14 protein-coding genes and 1 pseudogene are annotated in these 16,367 nt (G+C 68.0%); 14 read left to right on the top strand and 1 reads right to left on the bottom strand.

What is annotated here, in order from left to right; genetic code table 11:
- Window positions 1–9: 9 nt before the first annotated feature.
- Window positions 10–1,278 carry an amino acid deaminase gene (locus U9J39_RS25305; RefSeq protein WP_115713346.1) on the bottom strand — a complete coding sequence of 423 codons (1,269 nt, stop codon included), beginning with the start codon at window positions 1,276–1,278 and terminating at the stop codon, window positions 10–12.
- A 238-nt stretch (window positions 1,279–1,516) separates the two neighbouring features.
- Between U9J39_RS25305 and U9J39_RS25300 the strand changes: the two genes are divergently transcribed.
- From U9J39_RS25300 to U9J39_RS25235, 14 genes and pseudogenes are all read left to right on the top strand, one after another.
- A complete protein-coding gene (locus U9J39_RS25300; protein WP_326348451.1) occupies window positions 1,517–2,422 on the top strand; it encodes a MurR/RpiR family transcriptional regulator in 906 nt (301 codons plus the stop codon).
- 2 nt (window positions 2,423–2,424) lie between these two features.
- The gene (locus tag U9J39_RS25295; RefSeq protein WP_116314354.1) at window positions 2,425–3,879 is read left to right on the top strand and encodes an N-acyl-D-amino-acid deacylase family protein; all 1,455 of its coding nucleotides are present in this window, start codon (window positions 2,425–2,427) and stop codon (window positions 3,877–3,879) included.
- Between the two features lie 52 nt (window positions 3,880–3,931).
- Window positions 3,932–4,324, top strand: coding sequence for a RidA family protein (locus U9J39_RS25290; RefSeq protein ID WP_012355941.1), 393 nt, complete (start codon window positions 3,932–3,934; stop codon window positions 4,322–4,324).
- Window positions 4,325–4,547: 223 nt separating this feature from the next.
- Window positions 4,548–5,909, top strand: a complete 1,362-nt coding sequence (locus U9J39_RS25285) for a GntP family permease (RefSeq protein ID WP_115713349.1) — start codon at window positions 4,548–4,550, stop codon at window positions 5,907–5,909.
- 205 nt (window positions 5,910–6,114) lie between these two features.
- A complete protein-coding gene (locus tag U9J39_RS25280) occupies window positions 6,115–6,321 on the top strand; it encodes a type II toxin-antitoxin system VapB family antitoxin (protein ID WP_012355939.1) in 207 nt (68 codons plus the stop codon).
- Window positions 6,318–6,698: a type II toxin-antitoxin system VapC family toxin gene (locus tag U9J39_RS25275; protein WP_025581516.1), complete on the top strand. Its 381-nt coding sequence runs from the start codon at window positions 6,318–6,320 to the stop codon at window positions 6,696–6,698. Before U9J39_RS25280 ends, U9J39_RS25275 begins: the two co-directional genes overlap by 4 nt.
- A gap of 85 nt (window positions 6,699–6,783) precedes the next feature.
- Window positions 6,784–7,701: an aldo/keto reductase gene (locus tag U9J39_RS25270; protein ID WP_326348450.1), complete on the top strand. Its 918-nt coding sequence runs from the start codon at window positions 6,784–6,786 to the stop codon at window positions 7,699–7,701.
- Window positions 7,702–7,712: 11 nt separating this feature from the next.
- The gene (locus tag U9J39_RS25265; RefSeq protein ID WP_116314352.1) at window positions 7,713–9,080 is read left to right on the top strand and encodes an NTP/NDP exchange transporter; all 1,368 of its coding nucleotides are present in this window, start codon (window positions 7,713–7,715) and stop codon (window positions 9,078–9,080) included.
- Between the two features lie 150 nt (window positions 9,081–9,230).
- Window positions 9,231–10,694: an MFS transporter gene (locus tag U9J39_RS25260; protein ID WP_326348449.1), complete on the top strand. Its 1,464-nt coding sequence runs from the start codon at window positions 9,231–9,233 to the stop codon at window positions 10,692–10,694.
- Complete coding sequence (locus U9J39_RS25255) at window positions 10,691–12,241, top strand: FGGY family carbohydrate kinase (protein WP_326348448.1); 1,551 nt, start codon at window positions 10,691–10,693, stop codon at window positions 12,239–12,241. The genes U9J39_RS25260 and U9J39_RS25255 overlap by 4 nt, the downstream gene beginning before the upstream one ends.
- 18 nt (window positions 12,242–12,259) lie before the next feature.
- Window positions 12,260–13,939, top strand: coding sequence for a glycerol-3-phosphate dehydrogenase/oxidase (locus U9J39_RS25250; RefSeq protein ID WP_116380262.1), 1,680 nt, complete (start codon window positions 12,260–12,262; stop codon window positions 13,937–13,939).
- Window positions 13,936–15,486, top strand: coding sequence for an FAD-binding oxidoreductase (locus tag U9J39_RS25245; RefSeq protein WP_326348447.1), 1,551 nt, complete (start codon window positions 13,936–13,938; stop codon window positions 15,484–15,486). The genes U9J39_RS25250 and U9J39_RS25245 overlap by 4 nt, the downstream gene beginning before the upstream one ends.
- Window positions 15,487–15,492: 6 nt before the next feature.
- Window positions 15,493–16,077, top strand: coding sequence for a glycerol-3-phosphate responsive antiterminator (locus U9J39_RS25240; protein ID WP_115713356.1), 585 nt, complete (start codon window positions 15,493–15,495; stop codon window positions 16,075–16,077).
- A gap of 174 nt (window positions 16,078–16,251) precedes the next feature.
- Window positions 16,252–16,367, top strand: a pseudogene (locus tag U9J39_RS25235) (S-(hydroxymethyl)glutathione dehydrogenase); the annotation flags it as partial.

Raw genomic sequence — 16,367 nt, 5'->3', positions numbered from 1 at the left:
CTGCTTGCCTCAGAAGAAAGTTTGCACGATGTCGATCACGCGCAGGTCGCGATCCAGCACCGGGATATGGCGCCACTTGTCGAAGGTCAGGCACGGGTGCGAGATATCGAAGGCGATCATGTCGCCGACCCTGATGTCGTCGCCCGGCCGGACCTGCAGGTAGGCGTGCTGGTCCATCATGCCCGTGACCTCCCAATGCGCGGGCACGTCCACCGGCGCTTCTTCACCGGGACGGTAGCGGCGCGCGGGGATCGGCATGCCGGCGTCGAAGGCGGCATCGCGCTTGCCCATGCCGATGATGACGCGGTCGGGTTCCGGAATCGACTGGACGTAGGCCCACAGCTGCAGCGCCGGCAGCAAACCCTCGCGCATTTTCTGCGCGACCGGGTTGCTCGCCAGGATGCGCTGCTGCGCGGCGCGGTAGATGCCCACATCGTGCGTCAGGTAGCAGCCGGGACGCAACACGATGTCGATCGGCGCGCCGATGTCGGTGCGCGCGAATTCCTCGGCCACCACGTCGTACCAGGCCGAGCCCGCGCCCGACATCACCACCGGGCTGCGGCCGAAGCGGCCTTGCGCGGCGAGCTGCTTCGTCACCGCGACGGTGCGCTGCAGGAACTTGCGGATATCGGCTTCTTCCTTGAGCACGCCCTCGTAGATTTCCACGCCGGCCAGCGACAGCGCATCGGGCCAGCGCCCAAGCGCGTCGAGCACGGCCTGCTGCTGCGCGTCGTCGCGCACGCCGGTGCGCCCGCCTTCGACGCCCAGCTCGAGCAGCACCTGCAGCGTCTGTCCGCGCTGACTGAAGAACTTGCCAAGCTGGTCGGCCAGCTCGGCCGAATCCACCAGCGCGAAGAATTCAAAGTCGGGATCGCGCAGCAGGTCCGCGATGATTTCCATATTGCGGCGGCCGACCAGCTGGTTGGCCATCAGCACGCGCTTGACGCCGTGCGCATGCGCGGCCGCGGTCTGGTGCGCGGTGGCCAGGGTGATGCCCCAAGCGCCGGCGCCGAGCTGCCGGGCAAACAGCTTGGGCGCCATGGTGGTCTTGCCATGCGGCGCCAACTGCACACCGTACTCGTTCATGAAGCGGCGCATCCACTCCAGGTTGTGCGCGAGCCGGTCTTCATAGAGCACTGCGGCCGGCAGGCTGAGTTCTTCCTGCAACAGGTTCCAGCCGGTCCGGCCGGCCGCATCCGGGGCGATCGGTCCCTCCATCCGGCCCAGCGCCTTGTTGAGCGGATCGATCACGCCAGCCTGATACTTTATTTCACGCATGCCTGTCATCACCCTGAAAAAATCTGATTGACGTAATGATAGCCCTGAAAATAAGATATTTCATCCCTGTTATAAAGTAACACACGGCGCTGCGGCAGCAACCGTGAGCTATGAGCAAAGGCGCTCACCATCGGGTGCCAGTCACTGTTATAGCCCCTGCCCGCCCCGACCGCAGATTTCGTCACATTACGGCCCAATCCCGCTTCGCCGCTTCGCCACCTCGCCCCCATCACCGACCATGACCGCGCCCTTCGACATCCTGACCCGCATCGCCGAGCGCGGCCCCGCGCTGCGGCTGGCCGAGCAGAAGGTGGCGCAGGTGGTGCTGGAAGACCTGGCCGGCGCGGCGGCGGCGAGCATCAATGAGCTCGCCCGCCAGGCCGGCGTCAGCGAAGCCAGCGTGACGCGCTTTGCCAAGGCGATCGGCTGCCGCGACGTGCGCGACCTGAAGCTGCGCCTGGCCCAGGCCGCGGCGGTGGGCGCGCGCTTCCTGCAGCCCGGCAACGTTCCCGCCGCTGAAGCCGCGCCAGCCACGCTTGCCGACAGCATCCACGCCGACATCCTCACCGCGCTGGAAGCCAACCGCGGGCTGCTGGACACCCAGCGCATCGAGCAGGCCGCGCGCCTGTTGCTGGGCGCACGCATGGTCTACGCTTTTGGCATGGGCGGCGGCTCGTCGTTCCTGGCCGACGAAGCGCGCCACCGCCTGGCGCGCCTGGGCCTGCCGGTGGCCAGCTACCAGGATGCCCTGCTGCAAAAGATGGTGGCGGCCACGCTGGGCCGCGACGACGTGGTGCTGGCCTTCTCGGCCAGCGGCCGCGTGCCGGAGATGCTGGCCAGCTGCGATATCGCGCGCGAGTACGGCGCCCGCCTGGTGGCCGTGACCGCGCTGGGATCGCCGCTGGCCGCGCGCGCCGACGTGCTGCTGCCGGTGCGCACGCTGGAAACGGATTTCATTTTCAAGCCATCGGCCTCGCGCTACGCCATGCTGATGGTGCTGGACGTGCTGGCCACGCAGTGCGCACTGTTGCAGCCGGACCAGAGCAAGGAGCGCCTGCGCCGGCTCAAGTACGTGCTCGACAGCCACCGCGGCGACAGCGGCCCCGGCAAGGGCCCCGACAGCCGCCAGCCGCTGGGAGACTGACCATGCCACACCTGTTCGATACCCTGATCCGCTGCGTTACGCTGATCGACGGCTCCGGCGCGGCCGCGCGCCTGGCCGACGTGGCCTTGCGCGATGGCCGCATCGCCCGCATCGATGCCCCCGGTGCGATCGACCCCGATGCGGCCGCGCACGTAGTCGAAGGCGATGGCCTGGTGCTCGCACCCGGCTTTATCGACGTGCATACGCATGACGACACCAACGTGGTGCGCCAGCCGGAGATGACGCCCAAGCTGTCGCAGGGCGTGACCACGGTGGTGGTCGGCAATTGCGGCATCAGCGCCGCGCCGGTCACGCTGGCAGGCGATCCGCCCGACCCGATGAACCTGCTCGGCCACGCCGATGCCTTCCGCTATCCGGACTTCAAGGCCTATGTCGATGCGGTCGAGGCCGCGCAGCCCGCGGTCAATGTCGCCGCGCTGGTCGGCCATACCGCGCTGCGCAGCAACCATATGGACCGCTTCGACCGCGCCGCCACGCCACAGGAAATCGAGGCGATGCGCGCGCAGCTGGAAGAAGCGCTGCAGCACGGCGCGCTGGGCCTGTCGACCGGCCTGGCCTATGCCAACGCCTTCAGCGCGCCGACCGAGGAAGTGCTGGCGCTGGCCGAGCCGCTGGCCAAGGCCGGCGCGCTCTACGCCACGCACTTGCGCAGCGAATTCGCCGAGATCCTCGATGCCATGGACGAGGCCTTCCGCATCGGCCGCCATGCGCGCGTACCGGTTGTGATCTCGCACCTGAAGTGCGCCGGCGTGGCCAACTGGGGCCGCAGCACCGAGGTGCTGGACGCGCTCGACGGCGCGCAGCGCTGGCAGCCGGTCGGCTGCGATTGCTATCCCTACACCGCCAGTTCGTCCACGCTGGACCTGAAGCAGGTTACCGGCGACTTCGACATCATGGTGACCTGGTCCGAAGGCGCGCCAGAGATGGGCGGCCGCCTGCTCGCCGACATCGCCGCCGAATGGCAGGTCGACCTGCACGAAGCCGCGCGCAGGCTGATGCCCGCCGGCGCGGTCTACCACTGCATGGAAGACGCCGACGTCGACCGCATCCTGAGCCATCCGGCCACGGTGGTCGGTTCGGACGGCCTGCCCAACGACCCGTTGCCGCACCCGCGCCTGTGGGGCGCGTTCCCGCGCGTGCTGGGCCACTATGCGCGCGACCGCGAACTGTTTCCGCTGACCGTGGCCGTCAACAAGATGACCGGCATGTCGGCCGAGCGCTTCGGCCTGCACCAGCGCGGCTTCGTGCGCGAAGGCTACTGGGCCGACCTGGTGCTGTTCGACGCCGCCACCATCCGCGACGCCGCCAGCTTTACCGATCCCATGCAACCGGCCGAGGGCATTGCCTCGGTCTGGGTCAACGGCGAGCTGTCATGGCAGCAACGCCAGAGCACCGGCGTGCGCGCCGGCCGGTTCCTGCCCCGCGGTGCGGACTGACCCGCACGCACCGCCGCTTCCCTCCCCTATCCAACTCATTCCAGGAGTACCCATGGACATCAAACGATTCGGCGTCGAAGGCGGCACCGGTACCGGCGGCCAGCACATGCCCTTTGCCCGCGCGGTCGCGGCCGATGGCTGGCTCTACGTCTCCGGCCAGGTGCCGATGGTCAACGGCGAGGTCATCGACGGCGGCATCGTGCCCCAGACCCACCAGGCCATCAAGAACGTGCTGGCGATCCTGGCCGAGGCCGGTTACGGCCCCGAGCATGTCGTGCGCTGCGGCGTGTGGCTGGACGACACGCGCGACTTCGCCTCGTTCAACAAGATCTTCAAGGAATACTTCGGCGCCAACCCGCCCGCGCGCGCCTGCGTGCAGTCGAGCATGGTGGTCGACTGCAAGGTCGAGGTCGACTGCATCGCCTACAAGAAGCCGGCAGCCTGAGCCGGCTGCCTGCCTGATTTACTGCTTCCCCACTGTTTGCTCCCCTCTCCCGCGCGCGGGAGAGCGGCCGGGAGAGAGGGCCGGCGCCACCACATGGTGAGTCGCCAAAGTGCTTGCCACGCATGTCCTCTCCCCCACCGACTCTCCCGCACTGGGAGAGAAACAAGAAAGCCAAACCTCTGCTGCCGCCACAAGCGGCTCTTTTTCCACGCAAGGAGACAATATGGGTGCCGTCACCGGAACCACGCTCTTGGTGTATGCGCTGATCGCAGTGATCGCACTGGTGGTGCTGATCGCGCGCTACAAGCTCAACCCGTTCATTACCCTGGTGGTCGTCTCGGTGCTGCTCGGCTTTGCCGTGGGCATGCCGATGAGCGAGATCGTCAAGTCCTTCGAAGCCGGTGTCGGCGGCACCCTCGGCCATATCGCGCTGGTGGTGGGACTGGGCACCATGCTGGGCAAGATGATGGCCGAGTCCGGCGGCGCCGAGCGCATCGCCAACACGCTGATCGATTTCTTCGGGGCGAAGAACGTGCATTGGGCCATGGCCACCATCGCGTTTATCGTCGGCCTGCCGGTGTTCTTCGAAGTGGGTTTCGTGCTGCTGGTGCCGATCGCCTTCAACGTCGCCAAGCGCACCGGCACGTCGATGGTGCTGGTCGGCATCCCGATGGTGGCAGGACTGTCGGTGGTGCACGGCCTGATCCCGCCGCACCCCGCCGCGCTGCTGGCGGTGACCGCATACGGCGCAGATATCGGCAAGACCATCATGTACGCGCTGATCGTGGGCATTCCCACCGCCGCGCTGGCAGGCCCGCTGTTCGCCCGGTTGATGGACCGCTATGTCAAGCTGCCCGAATACAACCCGTTGGCCGAGCAGTTCACCGAAGAGGATGAGCGCGTCAAGGAATCGCACGAGCTGCCGGGCTTCGGCATCACGGTGTTCACCATCCTGTTGCCGGTGGTGCTGATGCTGATCGGCAGCTGGGCCGACCTGTTCACCGCGCCCAAGACCTTCGCCAACGATTTCCTGAAGCTGATCGGCAACTCGGTGATGGCGCTGCTGATCGCCGCGCTGGTGAGCTTCTACACCTTCGGCAAGGCGCGCGGCTTCAATCGCGAGACCATCCTCAAGTTCACCAACGAGTGCGTGGCGCCCACCGCCATCATCACGCTGGTGGTCGGTGCCGGCGGCGGCTTCGGCCGCATCCTGCGCGACTCGGGCATCTCCACCGCCATCGTCGACGTCGCCACCGGCGCCAATGTCTCGGTGCTGGTGCTGGGCTGGCTGGTCGCGGTAATGATCCGCATCGCCACCGGCTCGGCAACGGTTGCCATGACCACCGCAGCGGGCATCGTCGCGCCGATTGCCGCCAGCGTGCCCGGAACCCGCCCGGAACTGCTGGTGCTGACCACCGGCGCCGGCTCGCTGATCCTGTCGCACGTGAACGACGGCGGCTTCTGGCTGGTCAAGGAGTACTTCAACATGACCGTGGCCCAGACCTTCAAGACCTGGTCGGTCTGCGAAACCATCATCTCGGTGGTCGCGCTGCTGCTGACGCTGGGCCTTGCCACGCTGATCTGACGACGGACCGTGACCGGGGCCGCGCCGTGGCGGCTCCGGCACCAGGCCTGCCCGGCCCGGAATGCGACATCTCTCATCGACGCCCTGGTAGCGGCAGCCAATACTGCAAGCGTGTCGGCAGCATCCGGTCCGCAAGCGATTGCGGCCTTGCCCTGATTCCGTTTTTGATGCATATTGCCATCAAACCTGATTCAAGGAGCCTGCGATGCGCACGACAGTCACGATCGATGACGCCCTGTATGAACAAGCACTGGAGATGGCGGACCCCGGCATGGACAAGGCAGACCTGTTTCGCGAGGCAATCAAGACATTCGTTCGGGTGCAGGCCGCCAAGCGCCTCGCGGCCCTCGGCGGCGCAGCGCCCGGCATGCAAGACGTACCGCGCCGCAATCCCGAACCCGACGTCAAATGAACGTGCTCGTCGACACCTCGGTGTGGGTGGGCCATTTCCGGCAGCGCAATGACGCCCTGATCCGCCTGATGGAGGCGGACCAGGTGCTGACCCATCCCCTGGTCGTGGCCGAACTGGCCTGCGGCACGCCACCGGCGCCGCGGGCGCAGACGCTCGGCGACATCGGGTTGCTGCAGGCCGCCAGGCAGGCAACGCTGGGAGAAGTCATCTCGCTGGTGGAGCGCGAGCAACTGTATGGGCTGGGCTGCGGCCTGGTGGATGTCACCTTGCTGGCTTCGACCCTGATCACCCCCGGTGCCCGCCTCTGGACGCTGGACCAGCGCCTTAGCGCCTTGTCCGTCCGGTTTGGCGTGGGATATCGTCCTCGCCTGCACTAGGGGTTCCGTCGCGCACGCAACGGTTTACACGGCCGGGCTCAACGCCTAAGGTCAACCAGTCAGTGACTCGCCGGGAAACCCTCCCATGTCGATCGATCGTCGCTCATTCCTCGGCCTGGCCGCCGGACTGGCCGCCACCGGGATCGGGCCAGCGCCGCCGGCCCATGCCGTCACCGTTGCCGCGCCCCTGCGCCGCACCATTCCCGGCACCACCGAAGCCCTGCCCGTGATCGGCATGGGCACCGCCGACACCTTCGACGTCGGCTCCGGCCCCGACGAACGCAAGTCGCTGGCGGAGGTCATGGGGCTGTTGCTGCAGACCGAAGGCTCGGTGGTCGATACCGCGCCCAGCTACGGCAGCGCCGAAGCCGTGACCGGCGATCTGCTGCGCGCGGCCAATGCGCGCAACCGGGTCTTCCTCGCCACCAAGATCTCGGCCCGTTCCGGCACGCCGGCGCAGGCGCAATGGGAACGGTCGCTGGCCGACCTGCACGTCGACAAGGTCGACCTGCTGCAGATACACAACCTGATCGACTGGCAGGGCAATCTGCGCTGGCTGCGCCAGCTGAAGGAACAGGGTCGCATCCGCTACCTGGGCATCACCCATTACCGCGACGACGCCCACGAGGCGCTGGAAAGAATCGTGCGCGCCGAGCGCGTGGATTTCGTCCAGATCAACTACTCAGTGGGCGAGCGCAATGCCGAGCGCACGCTGCTGCCGCTGTGCGAGGCGCGCGGCGTGGCGGTGCTGGTCAACCGGCCGTTCCAGGACGGGCGCCTGTTCCGCGTGGTCAAGGACCGCGCGCTGCCGCCATGGGCCGGCGACATTGACTGCGGCTCATGGGGCCAGCTGTTCCTGAAGTTCGTCGTCAGCCATCCGGCCGTGACCGCGGCGATCCCGGCCACCTCCAAGCCACGCAACATGGCAGACAACCTCGGCGCAGCGCTCGGCCGCATGCCCGATCCCGGCCAGCGCGAGCGCATCGCGGCGCTGCTGCGCTGAGCCGCCCCGCCGTGGACAAGCCCGCGCGCGACGCATCCACCCGTGGCCCGGCCCGCCTGTGGCGCGGCTTTGGCGTGCGCAGCGGCGAAGCCGGCGCCGTGGTGGCCGGCTTCCTGTTCTTCTTCTGCCTGTTCGCCAGCTACTTCATGCTGCGCCCGGTGCGCGAAACCATGGGCATTGCCGGCGGCGTGAAAAACCTGCAATGGCTGTTCACCGCCACCTTTGTCGTGATGCTGGCAGCGATCCCGCTCTACGGCGCGGTCTGCGCCTGGCTGCCGCGACGCCGCTTCGTGCCATGGGTCTATGCCTTCTTCATTGCCAACCTGCTGGCCTTTGCGATGGCCACGCGCGTCCTGCCCGACAACGTCTGGCTGGCGCGCGTGTTCTACGTGTGGCTATCCGTGTTCAACCTGTTCGTGGTGTCGGTGGCCTGGAGCCTGATGGCCGATGTGTTCCGGCCCGAGCAGGCGCGCCGCCTGTTCGCGCTGCTGGCCGCCGGCGCCAGCGCGGGCGGACTGGCCGGGCCGGTGCTGGGCGGCTGGCTGGTGCCCCACATCGGCCTGACCGGCCTGATGCTGCTGTCGGCCGCCCTGCTGGCCGCCACCTTGCCGGGGGTGGGCTGGCTGTTCGGCTGGCGTCGCCGTGCCGGCGCCGGCGTGGAGCCGCCGGACCAGGCTGTTGCCAGCGCGGCGCAGGATCCGGCCAATCCGATCGGCGGCGGGCTGCTGGCCGGGCTGTCGCTGCTGCTGCGCTCGCGCTACCTGCTCGGCATCGGCCTGTTCGTGATCCTGCTGGCCACCGCCAGCACCTTCCTCTACTTCGAGCAGGCCCGGCTGGTCGCCGAGGCTTTCCCCGAGCGCACCCGCCAGACCCAGGTGTTCAGCGCGCTGGATGCCGTGGTGCAGGCGCTGACCATCCTGGTACAGCTGTTCTTCACCGGCCGCATGGCGCGCCGCTATGGCGTCACCGTGCTGCTGACCGCGGTGCCGCTGGCCGTTGCCGCTGGCTTCGTCGTGCTGGCGCTGCTGCCCACCTTCGGCGTGCTGGCCGGCGTCATGATCCTGCGGCGCGTCGGTGAATACGCGCTGCTGCGCCCGGGCCGCGAGATGCTGTTCACCGTGGTCGATGCCGAAACCAAGTACAAGGCCAAGAACGTCATCGACACCGCCGTCTACCGCGCGGGCGATGCGGTCAGCGCCTGGGTCAAGACCGCGATCGATGCCCTGTCCGGCCATCCGGCGACGGTGGCCTTGGCGGGCGCGTTGCTCGCGGTAGGCTGGGCGGGCCTCGGCTGGTGGCTGGGGCGACGGCATGCGGGCCAGCTTGAGCCGGCAGATGCCAGCCGTGGCCATGCGGCGCGCAATGTGCCGGCACGCTAGCCTCGCCATCAAGGGTTTTCCCGGTTGACGCTCCCCCCTGCGAAGTCATACATTGGCCTCGCAGATCCAGATAGAGACCATCTGTAAGATGGTCTCTTCGCGCCTTGCGGTTGCCGCGGCCTCTTACAGAACAAGTAAAAGGAGACCGCCGTGCAAACCTCTGCGATCAAGCTTCGTGGCATCGATGATGTCATTGCCTACATCGATTCCTGCCCCGGGATACGCGGCAGGGCCGGTGTCATCTGGTGGCTCGCGCTGGGCGGGCTGTTCCTCGACGCGTTTTCCAATTCAGCGCTGAGCGCAGGCCTCGGGCCGATGACGCGCGACCTCCAGCTCGCGCCCGCCAGCGTCGCGCTGCTGACGTCGTTTGCGTCGTGGGTGGCCATTGCCTTCAATCCGATCGGCGGCTGGATGGCCGACCGCTGGGGCCGTGTCCGTCCGCTGATCCTGGCCAAGATCCTCGCGGTGGCCGGCGCGCTGCTGGTGGTGTTTGCGCCCGGATTCGAGGTGATCCTGGCCGGGCGCTTCTTTGTCGGCGCGGCCTATGGCATCGACTTTGCCATCGCCATGGCCGTACTGGCGGAGTTCACCCCGGTAAAGCTCAAGAGCCGGCTGAACACATGGCAGGGCATGTGGTACACGGCCGTCTGCGCCAACCTGCTGCTGGCGCTGCTGTTCCACTCGTGGGACGTCGGCGATGCGATCTGGCGTTACTCGGTCGCCGCCACAGCGGTGTTCGGCGTGGCCATCCTGCTGCTGCAGGCCCTGTTCCTGGTCGAAAGCCCGACCTGGCTGGCGCGCAAGGAGCAGCTCGAGGCCGCCGCCAGCGCCATGACGCGCATCTACGGGCGCGCCTTCGTTGCCGCGCCGCCGGCGGAGCGGATCCGCGTCCTCAACCAGGCGCGCCGCGGCCTGGCCAACGTGGTGCTGATCTTCCGCGGCACCTATCTGCCGCGCACCGTTCTCGCGGCCACCGTGCAGATCGGGCAGTCGATCCAGTATTTCGCGATCGGCTGGTACCTGCCGCTGATCAGCGCCGCGCTGTTCGGCAAGGACTTCGTCTACGCGACCATCGGCGCGCTGGTGTTCAACCTATGCGGCATTGTCGGCGGCTTCCTGTCGCCGCTGGTCGGCCGCACGCTGGGGCTGCGCCGCGCCTCGGCATTCGGCTTCGCGGCGGTGTTCGCCATGCTGCTGATCCTGGGGCTGTTCAACGGCAAGATGCCGATGTGGATGGCCGTGGTGGTGCCGTCGCTGTTCATCCTGTTCCACTCTGCCGGGCCCGGCGCCAATGGCAAGAGCCTGTCGTCGCTGTCATTCCGCAGCGAACTGCGCGCGGGCGCCAACGGCATCATCGGCGCGCTCGGCGCCATCGGCGCGGCGCTGGGCCTGCTGGTGTTCCCGCTATTCCGCGCGCAGTACGGGCTGGAGACCACCTTCCTGATCCTGTCGGTGGTGCCGCTGCTGGCCAGCCTGGTCTGCTTTTCGATCCGATGGGACCCGACCCGTACCACGATCCATCCCGACAACGAAGCGGATGCGCCGCAGTTCAAGGGCGATATCGCCGACGCGTCGGCCCTGATGCATCCCGTCATCGAAAAGGCCCGGCCATGACCCAGCGCAGCGACGTCATCCTTGCGATCGATGAAGGCACCTCGGGCACGCGGGCCGCGGTAGTGTCCGCCGACGGTCATGTGCAATGCCTCCACTACGCCACGCTCGAGATCCACAGTCCGTGCCCCGGCGTGGTGGAGCAGGACGCCAACGCCTTGCTCGAGCGCACCCTGGCAGTTTGCCGAGCCACGCTGTCGCAGGCGGCCGGCGAAAACCTGAACGTCGTCGCCCTCGCCGTTGCCACCCAGCGCGCCACCGCGGTGCTGTGGGATACCGGCACCGGGCGCGCGCTGGTACCGGCGATGGTGTGGCAGGACACGCGCTATGCGGCGGAACTCAACCAACTTGCGCCGGCATGGGACCCGATCCTGCGCCAGACCGTCGGTCGCCCGAGCGGCGTTCGCTCGCCATACCTGTGGGCCGCACGGCACCTGCGCGACACACCTGCGGTAGCTGAAGCCTTCCGTGCGCGCAGGCTCGCCTTCGGCACCATTGACACCTGGCTGCTTTGGCACCTGTCGACAGCGCGCGAATGCCTGACCACGCCGACCAATGCCACGTCCTGCAACGCCTACGTGCTGACGGAACACCGCTACCAGCTCGACTGGATCGACGCGCTCGGCTTCCCGCGCGAACTGCTGCCGAAACTGCGCCAGGACGCGGACGATTTCGGTCGCACCCGGCCCGAGGTGCTCGGCATCGACGTGCCGGTCCTGGCTTGTGCCGGCGACCAGCTGGCCGGCGCCATCGGCCTGGGATGCCTCGATCCCGGGCAGGCGATGTGCCTGCATGGCACCGGCAGCTTCGTCGACCTGATGGTCGGCCCGCAGCTGCCCGCACGCACCGGCATGTCGGACGGCACCCTGACCATGACGGCGCGCCGGCAACAAGGCATATCGCATTTCTCGGTCGAGACCTTCGTCGCGACCACCGGCTCGGCACTCGACTGGGTCTGCGGCAAGCTAGGCTGGTTCGACAACGCCAGGCAGATCAGCGCGCTCGCCGGCACGGTGGCGTCGGCGCGCGGCGTGACCTTTATCCCGGCGCTGACCGGCCTGCGCGTGCCGCGCATGCAGCCCGAGGCGCGCGCGGCGCTGAGCGGCATCTCGATGGCAACGACGCGCGCCGAGATGGCCTTTGCCATCCTGGAAGGCATTGCGCAGTCCGTCGCCTCATGCATCGACGCCAACCAGGACATTGCCGGCGTGCCGGTATCGGCGCTGGTAGTTGGCGGCGGCTTGTCGGGCAGCGATGCGCTGCTGCAGATGCAGGCCGACCTCAGCGGCATTCCCGTCCACCGCATGAAAGAGACTGACCGCGCCAGCCTGCGCGGCATCGCCTACCTTGCCGGTGCTTCCGGCCTGTTGTGGGACTCGATGCAGCAGGCGTGCGCGACCACCACGCCCGAGGCGGTATTCGAGCCGGCAATCAGCGCCGATCAGCGTGCCCAGCGGCGCGCGCACTGGCAGGCGCGCGTGGCCTCCGAACTCGACCATGCCGATGCGCTCGCGGCCAAGCCGGCCGGGATGCCCATCCAGACCCATTAACCAGGAGCAACCACAGACATGGTGATTTTTCCCTCCCGCAGCGCGAACCGCGAGCGTGCCGCCATGACCGGCACGGAGCCGTTGCGGCTGGTACGCGCAGACCTGCTCGACCGCCTGGGCACGGATGCATTCGACATCCTGGTGGTCGGGGGCGGCGTTACCGGCGCCTACGCCGCGCTCGATGCAAGCCTGCGCGGTTATCGCGTGGCGCTGGTCGAAAAAGACGACTTCGCCGCGGGAACCTCTTCCAAGTCGTCGAAGATGGTGCACGGCGGCCTGCGCTATATCGAACAGGGCAACCTTGGACTGGTGCGCCATTCGCTGCTGGAGCGCCAGCGCCTGCGCCGCAACGCGCGCCACCTGGTGCAACGGCTGCCCTTCCTGTTCCCGGTGATGGAGCGCAACGGCGTCTTCGACAAGCGCCTCGCCAAGGCCTTCGAGAGCCTGCTATGGACCTACGACCTGGCCGGCGGATGGCGCGAGGGCATCCTGCACCAGAAGCTGACCAAGGCGGAGGTGCTGTCGCACTGCCCGACCTTCAACGAGGAACACCTGACCGGCGGCTACCTGTACTTCGATGCGCGCGTCGACGATGCGCGCCTGACCCTGAACCTGGCGCGTACCGCGGCATTCCACGGCGCGGCCGTGCTCAACCATGCCACCGTCACCGCGATCACCCGCGACGGAAACGGCAAGGTGGATGGCGCCATCGTCCACGCCGGCGAGCGCGAGATCCGCGTACGCGCGGGCGCGGTCATCATGGCCACCGGGGTCTGGCTGCGCGACTGGAGCGGCCGCAGTCCGGGCGAAGCCAGGCCATTGCAGATACGCCCCGCCAAGGGCGTCCACGTCGCTATCCCGTGGCTGAAGATCCGCAACGACTGCACCGTGACGATCCCGGTACCGGGCCGCAGCCGCCGCGCCACCATCACGCGCTGGGGCAATGTGTCCTACCTCGGCACCACCGACGAAGACTATGACGGCGACCTCGACAACGTGCTGTGCACGCGTCGGGAACTGGATTTCCTGCTCGAGGGCGCGCGCTCCGCGCTGAAGGTCGACCTCTCGCCGCAGGACGTGGTGGGCAGCATCGCCGGTTGCCGTCCGCTGGTGGCGCCGCCCGGCGGCAAGACCCTGGAAATCCGGCGCGACCATGAGATCCATACCGCGCACGACGGGCTCGTGACCATTGTCGGCGGCAAGCTCACCACCTCGCGCCACATGGCCGAGCAAACCATCGACGCCGCGCAGCAGGTGATCGGCAAGCGCGGCAAGTGCCGGACCCGCTCTGCCTATCTGCTCGGCGCGGCCGGCTACGACCCGCAGGCGATCGTCGCCTCCGGCGGCATGGCCGCGCACCTGGGCGAGCGCTATGGCACCGAAGCCCGCTTCGTCAGCGACATCCTGCAGGCCGATCCCGCCCTCGCCAGGCCGATCGTCGAGGGCCTGCCCTATACCGAAGCCGAGATCGTCTATGCCGCGCGCCATGAACTGGCCGGCACGGTCGACGACGTCCTGTCACGACGCATCCGCGCGCGCCTGATGGCGCGCGATGCCTCCGCCCGCGCCGCGGCACGGGTGGGCCAGATCCTTCAGGCCGAACTTGGCCTGTCCGAAGCCGCCGTGGCGCAGCAGGTCAGCCAATACCTCGCCGCCGTCGCGCACGAAAAATCCGTCCTCATGGGAGACTTAGCATGATCAGCAAGGAAGCCATCAAACGTGGCTACAACCGCGGCCAATACGTCATCGGCGCCCATACCCCGCCCGGTTACGCGGCGAATATCCGCGACACACCGGATGCACCCGGCCTGCAGCGCGATGCGGTCGCGGTCAGTGCCGCAGATCTCGCGGCCCTGCGTGCGGTTGCCGACGAAGTGCTGACCGCAACCGCCGACGTGGTGGCATGGACCCGCGACTGGTGGGCCGGCTCCATGATTGCAGAGACCGCCGGCAAGCCCGCCACGCCGCGCGCCGTCATCGTGCGCGTGTCCTCCGTCGAACAGGTACAGGCCGTCATGCGCATCGCCAGCGCCGGCGCCATTCCGGTCACCGTGTCGGCCGGGCGCAGCAACGTGACCGGAGCGGCCTTGCCCGTGCGCGGCGGCATCGTGCTCGACGTGTGCGCGCTCAACCGCCTGGTCGGGATCGACAAGGAGAGCCAGATCGTCGAGGTCGAAGCCGGCATGTTCGGCGACATCTTCGAGCAGACCGTGCAGCGCGAATTCGGCATGACCATGGGCCACTGGCCCTCTTCGTATGCGATCAGCACGGTTGGCGGATGGGTGGCCTGCCGCGGCGCCGGGCAGCTGTCCACGCGCTACGGCAAGATTGAAGACATGGTGTTCGGCATGGACGTGGTGCTGGCCGACGGCAGCCTGGTCACCGTGGGCGGCTACTCGCGCGCGGCCGTGGGCCCGGACCTGCAGCAACTGTTCATCGGCTCCGAGGGCTTGCTGGGCGTGATCGTGCGCGTGCGCCTGAAGCTGCATCGCCTGCCCGACTACGGGCGCGCCATCGCCTATGGCTTCAGCAGCTTCGCGATCGGCCTGGATGCCTGCCGCGAGATCATGCAGCATGGCGCCAACCCGGCGGCGCTGCGCCTCTATGACGCGCTGGAAAGCGGGGTCCAGTTCGGCCTGCCCGACACCAATGTGCTGCTGGTGGCCGACGAAGGCGCGCGCGAGATAGTCGATGCCGTGATGACCATCAGCGAGCGCGTGTGCCGGGAACGCGGCCAGGAACTCGACAGCGCCGCCATCTTCGAGCGCTGGCTCGACACGCGCTACCTGACCGGCAAGAGCGCCGAAGGCTTCAAGCGCAGCCCCGGCTTTGTCGCCGACACGCTGGAAATGTGCGGACCCTGGCGCGACCTGGCCGCGATCTATGCCGACGTGGTCAAGGCGATCAACGCCGTGCCGGGCACCCTCGCGGGCTCCGCGCACCAGTCGCATGCCTACGTCGACGGTGCCTGCCTGTACTTTTCCTTGCGCGGCGAGGTGGCGGTGGAGGACCGCCAGCAATGGTACCGCCAGGCGTGGGATGCGGCCAATGCGGTGCTGATCCAATACAATGCGGCACTGAGCCACCACCACGGCATCGGGCTGCTGCGCGCACCCTACATGGCGTCGTCGCTGGACACGGCGCTCCCGCTGCTGGCGGCGGTCAAGCAGGCACTTGACCCGCAGCATCTCCTGAACCCCGGCAAGCTGGGTCTCGGCGACCGGCTCGCCAATGAAGCGAAGTAATCCGCAATGGACAGGTCCCTCGGTGCGCGCCTGACGCGGCATCCCGTCATCGGCACGCTCTACGGTGTCGACCAGATCGACGCCATCCTCGAGAGCGTCGCCGAAGTCTGCATCGTCGCCAACGTCGAATTGCGCAAGCTGCAGCGCGTGATCGCGACGCTGGCCGGCGCCGGCAAGTATGTCATCGTCAATATCGACAGCTGCGAGGGCCTGTCGCAGGACAAGGGCGGCGTCGAATACCTGGCCGACATCGGGGTGACCAGCCTGGTCTCTACACGCGTGGCCACCATCCAGCGCGCCAATCGCGCCGGCATGGTGACGATGCAGAAGGTCTTCGTCACCGACCGTTCCACCTGGCCGCGCAGCGTCAAGGCGCTCGAGCAGAGCGACCCGAACCTGGTGCAGCTGATGCCGGCGCCGATGCTGTCGCACCTGCCGGAAGCGGACCGCAAGGCGCTGCCGCCGATCGTGACCTCGGGCTTTGTCTGCAACCGCGCCGATATCCGCGACGCGCTGGCACATGGCGCCGTCGCGGTGTCGACCAGTGACCGCAAGCTGTGGAGCCTGGACGCGAAGGCACTCCAGCCGTGAAACCGCCGCCGGGCATCGCCCGGCGGGTTTCGCTGAGCGCTGATCGGCCAAAGCTGGCCTCATGCCACAGGAAGATCGTATAGTCATGTCCTCGGACCGGGCTTGCCGGCTCGCGCGGCGTTGGCCGCCGCGCCACCCCGCAAGCCGCCCATATTCGTGATCCCGGAGGACCCCATGAAAACCAAAGCCGCCATCGCCTGGAAAGCCGGCGCCCCGCTGACCATCGAAGACGTCGACCTCGACGGCCCGCGCGCCGGCGAAGTGCTGGTGGAAGTGAAGGCCACCGGCAT

It is taken from the genome of Cupriavidus sp. SS-3, assembly GCF_035818815.1.
GTDB lineage: Bacteria > Pseudomonadota > Gammaproteobacteria > Burkholderiales > Burkholderiaceae > Cupriavidus > Cupriavidus taiwanensis_C.
The sequence above is the reverse complement of the archived record's forward strand: the minus strand, read 5'-3'. Positions and strand labels throughout refer to the sequence as shown.

Excerpts from the sequence above, each read along its gene's own strand:
- U9J39_RS25295 (WP_116314354.1), top strand. The coding sequence starts at position 2,425 with ATGCCACACCTGTTCGATACCCTGATCCGCTGCGTTACGCTGATCGAC.
- U9J39_RS25250 (WP_116380262.1), top strand. The coding sequence starts at position 12,260 with ATGGTGATTTTTCCCTCCCGCAGCGCGAACCGCGAGCGTGCCGCCATG.
- U9J39_RS25305 (WP_115713346.1), bottom strand. The coding sequence starts at position 1,278 with ATGCGTGAAATAAAGTATCAGGCTGGCGTGATCGATCCGCTCAACAAG.
- U9J39_RS25240 (WP_115713356.1), top strand. The coding sequence starts at position 15,493 with ATGGACAGGTCCCTCGGTGCGCGCCTGACGCGGCATCCCGTCATCGGC.
- U9J39_RS25245 (WP_326348447.1), top strand. The coding sequence starts at position 13,936 with ATGATCAGCAAGGAAGCCATCAAACGTGGCTACAACCGCGGCCAATAC.
- U9J39_RS25300 (WP_326348451.1), top strand. The coding sequence starts at position 1,517 with ATGACCGCGCCCTTCGACATCCTGACCCGCATCGCCGAGCGCGGCCCC.
- U9J39_RS25275 (WP_025581516.1), top strand. The coding sequence starts at position 6,318 with ATGAACGTGCTCGTCGACACCTCGGTGTGGGTGGGCCATTTCCGGCAG.
- U9J39_RS25280 (WP_012355939.1), top strand. The coding sequence starts at position 6,115 with ATGCGCACGACAGTCACGATCGATGACGCCCTGTATGAACAAGCACTG.
- U9J39_RS25285 (WP_115713349.1), top strand. The coding sequence starts at position 4,548 with ATGGGTGCCGTCACCGGAACCACGCTCTTGGTGTATGCGCTGATCGCA.
- U9J39_RS25270 (WP_326348450.1), top strand. The coding sequence starts at position 6,784 with ATGTCGATCGATCGTCGCTCATTCCTCGGCCTGGCCGCCGGACTGGCC.
- U9J39_RS25255 (WP_326348448.1), top strand. The coding sequence starts at position 10,691 with ATGACCCAGCGCAGCGACGTCATCCTTGCGATCGATGAAGGCACCTCG.
- U9J39_RS25290 (WP_012355941.1), top strand. The coding sequence starts at position 3,932 with ATGGACATCAAACGATTCGGCGTCGAAGGCGGCACCGGTACCGGCGGC.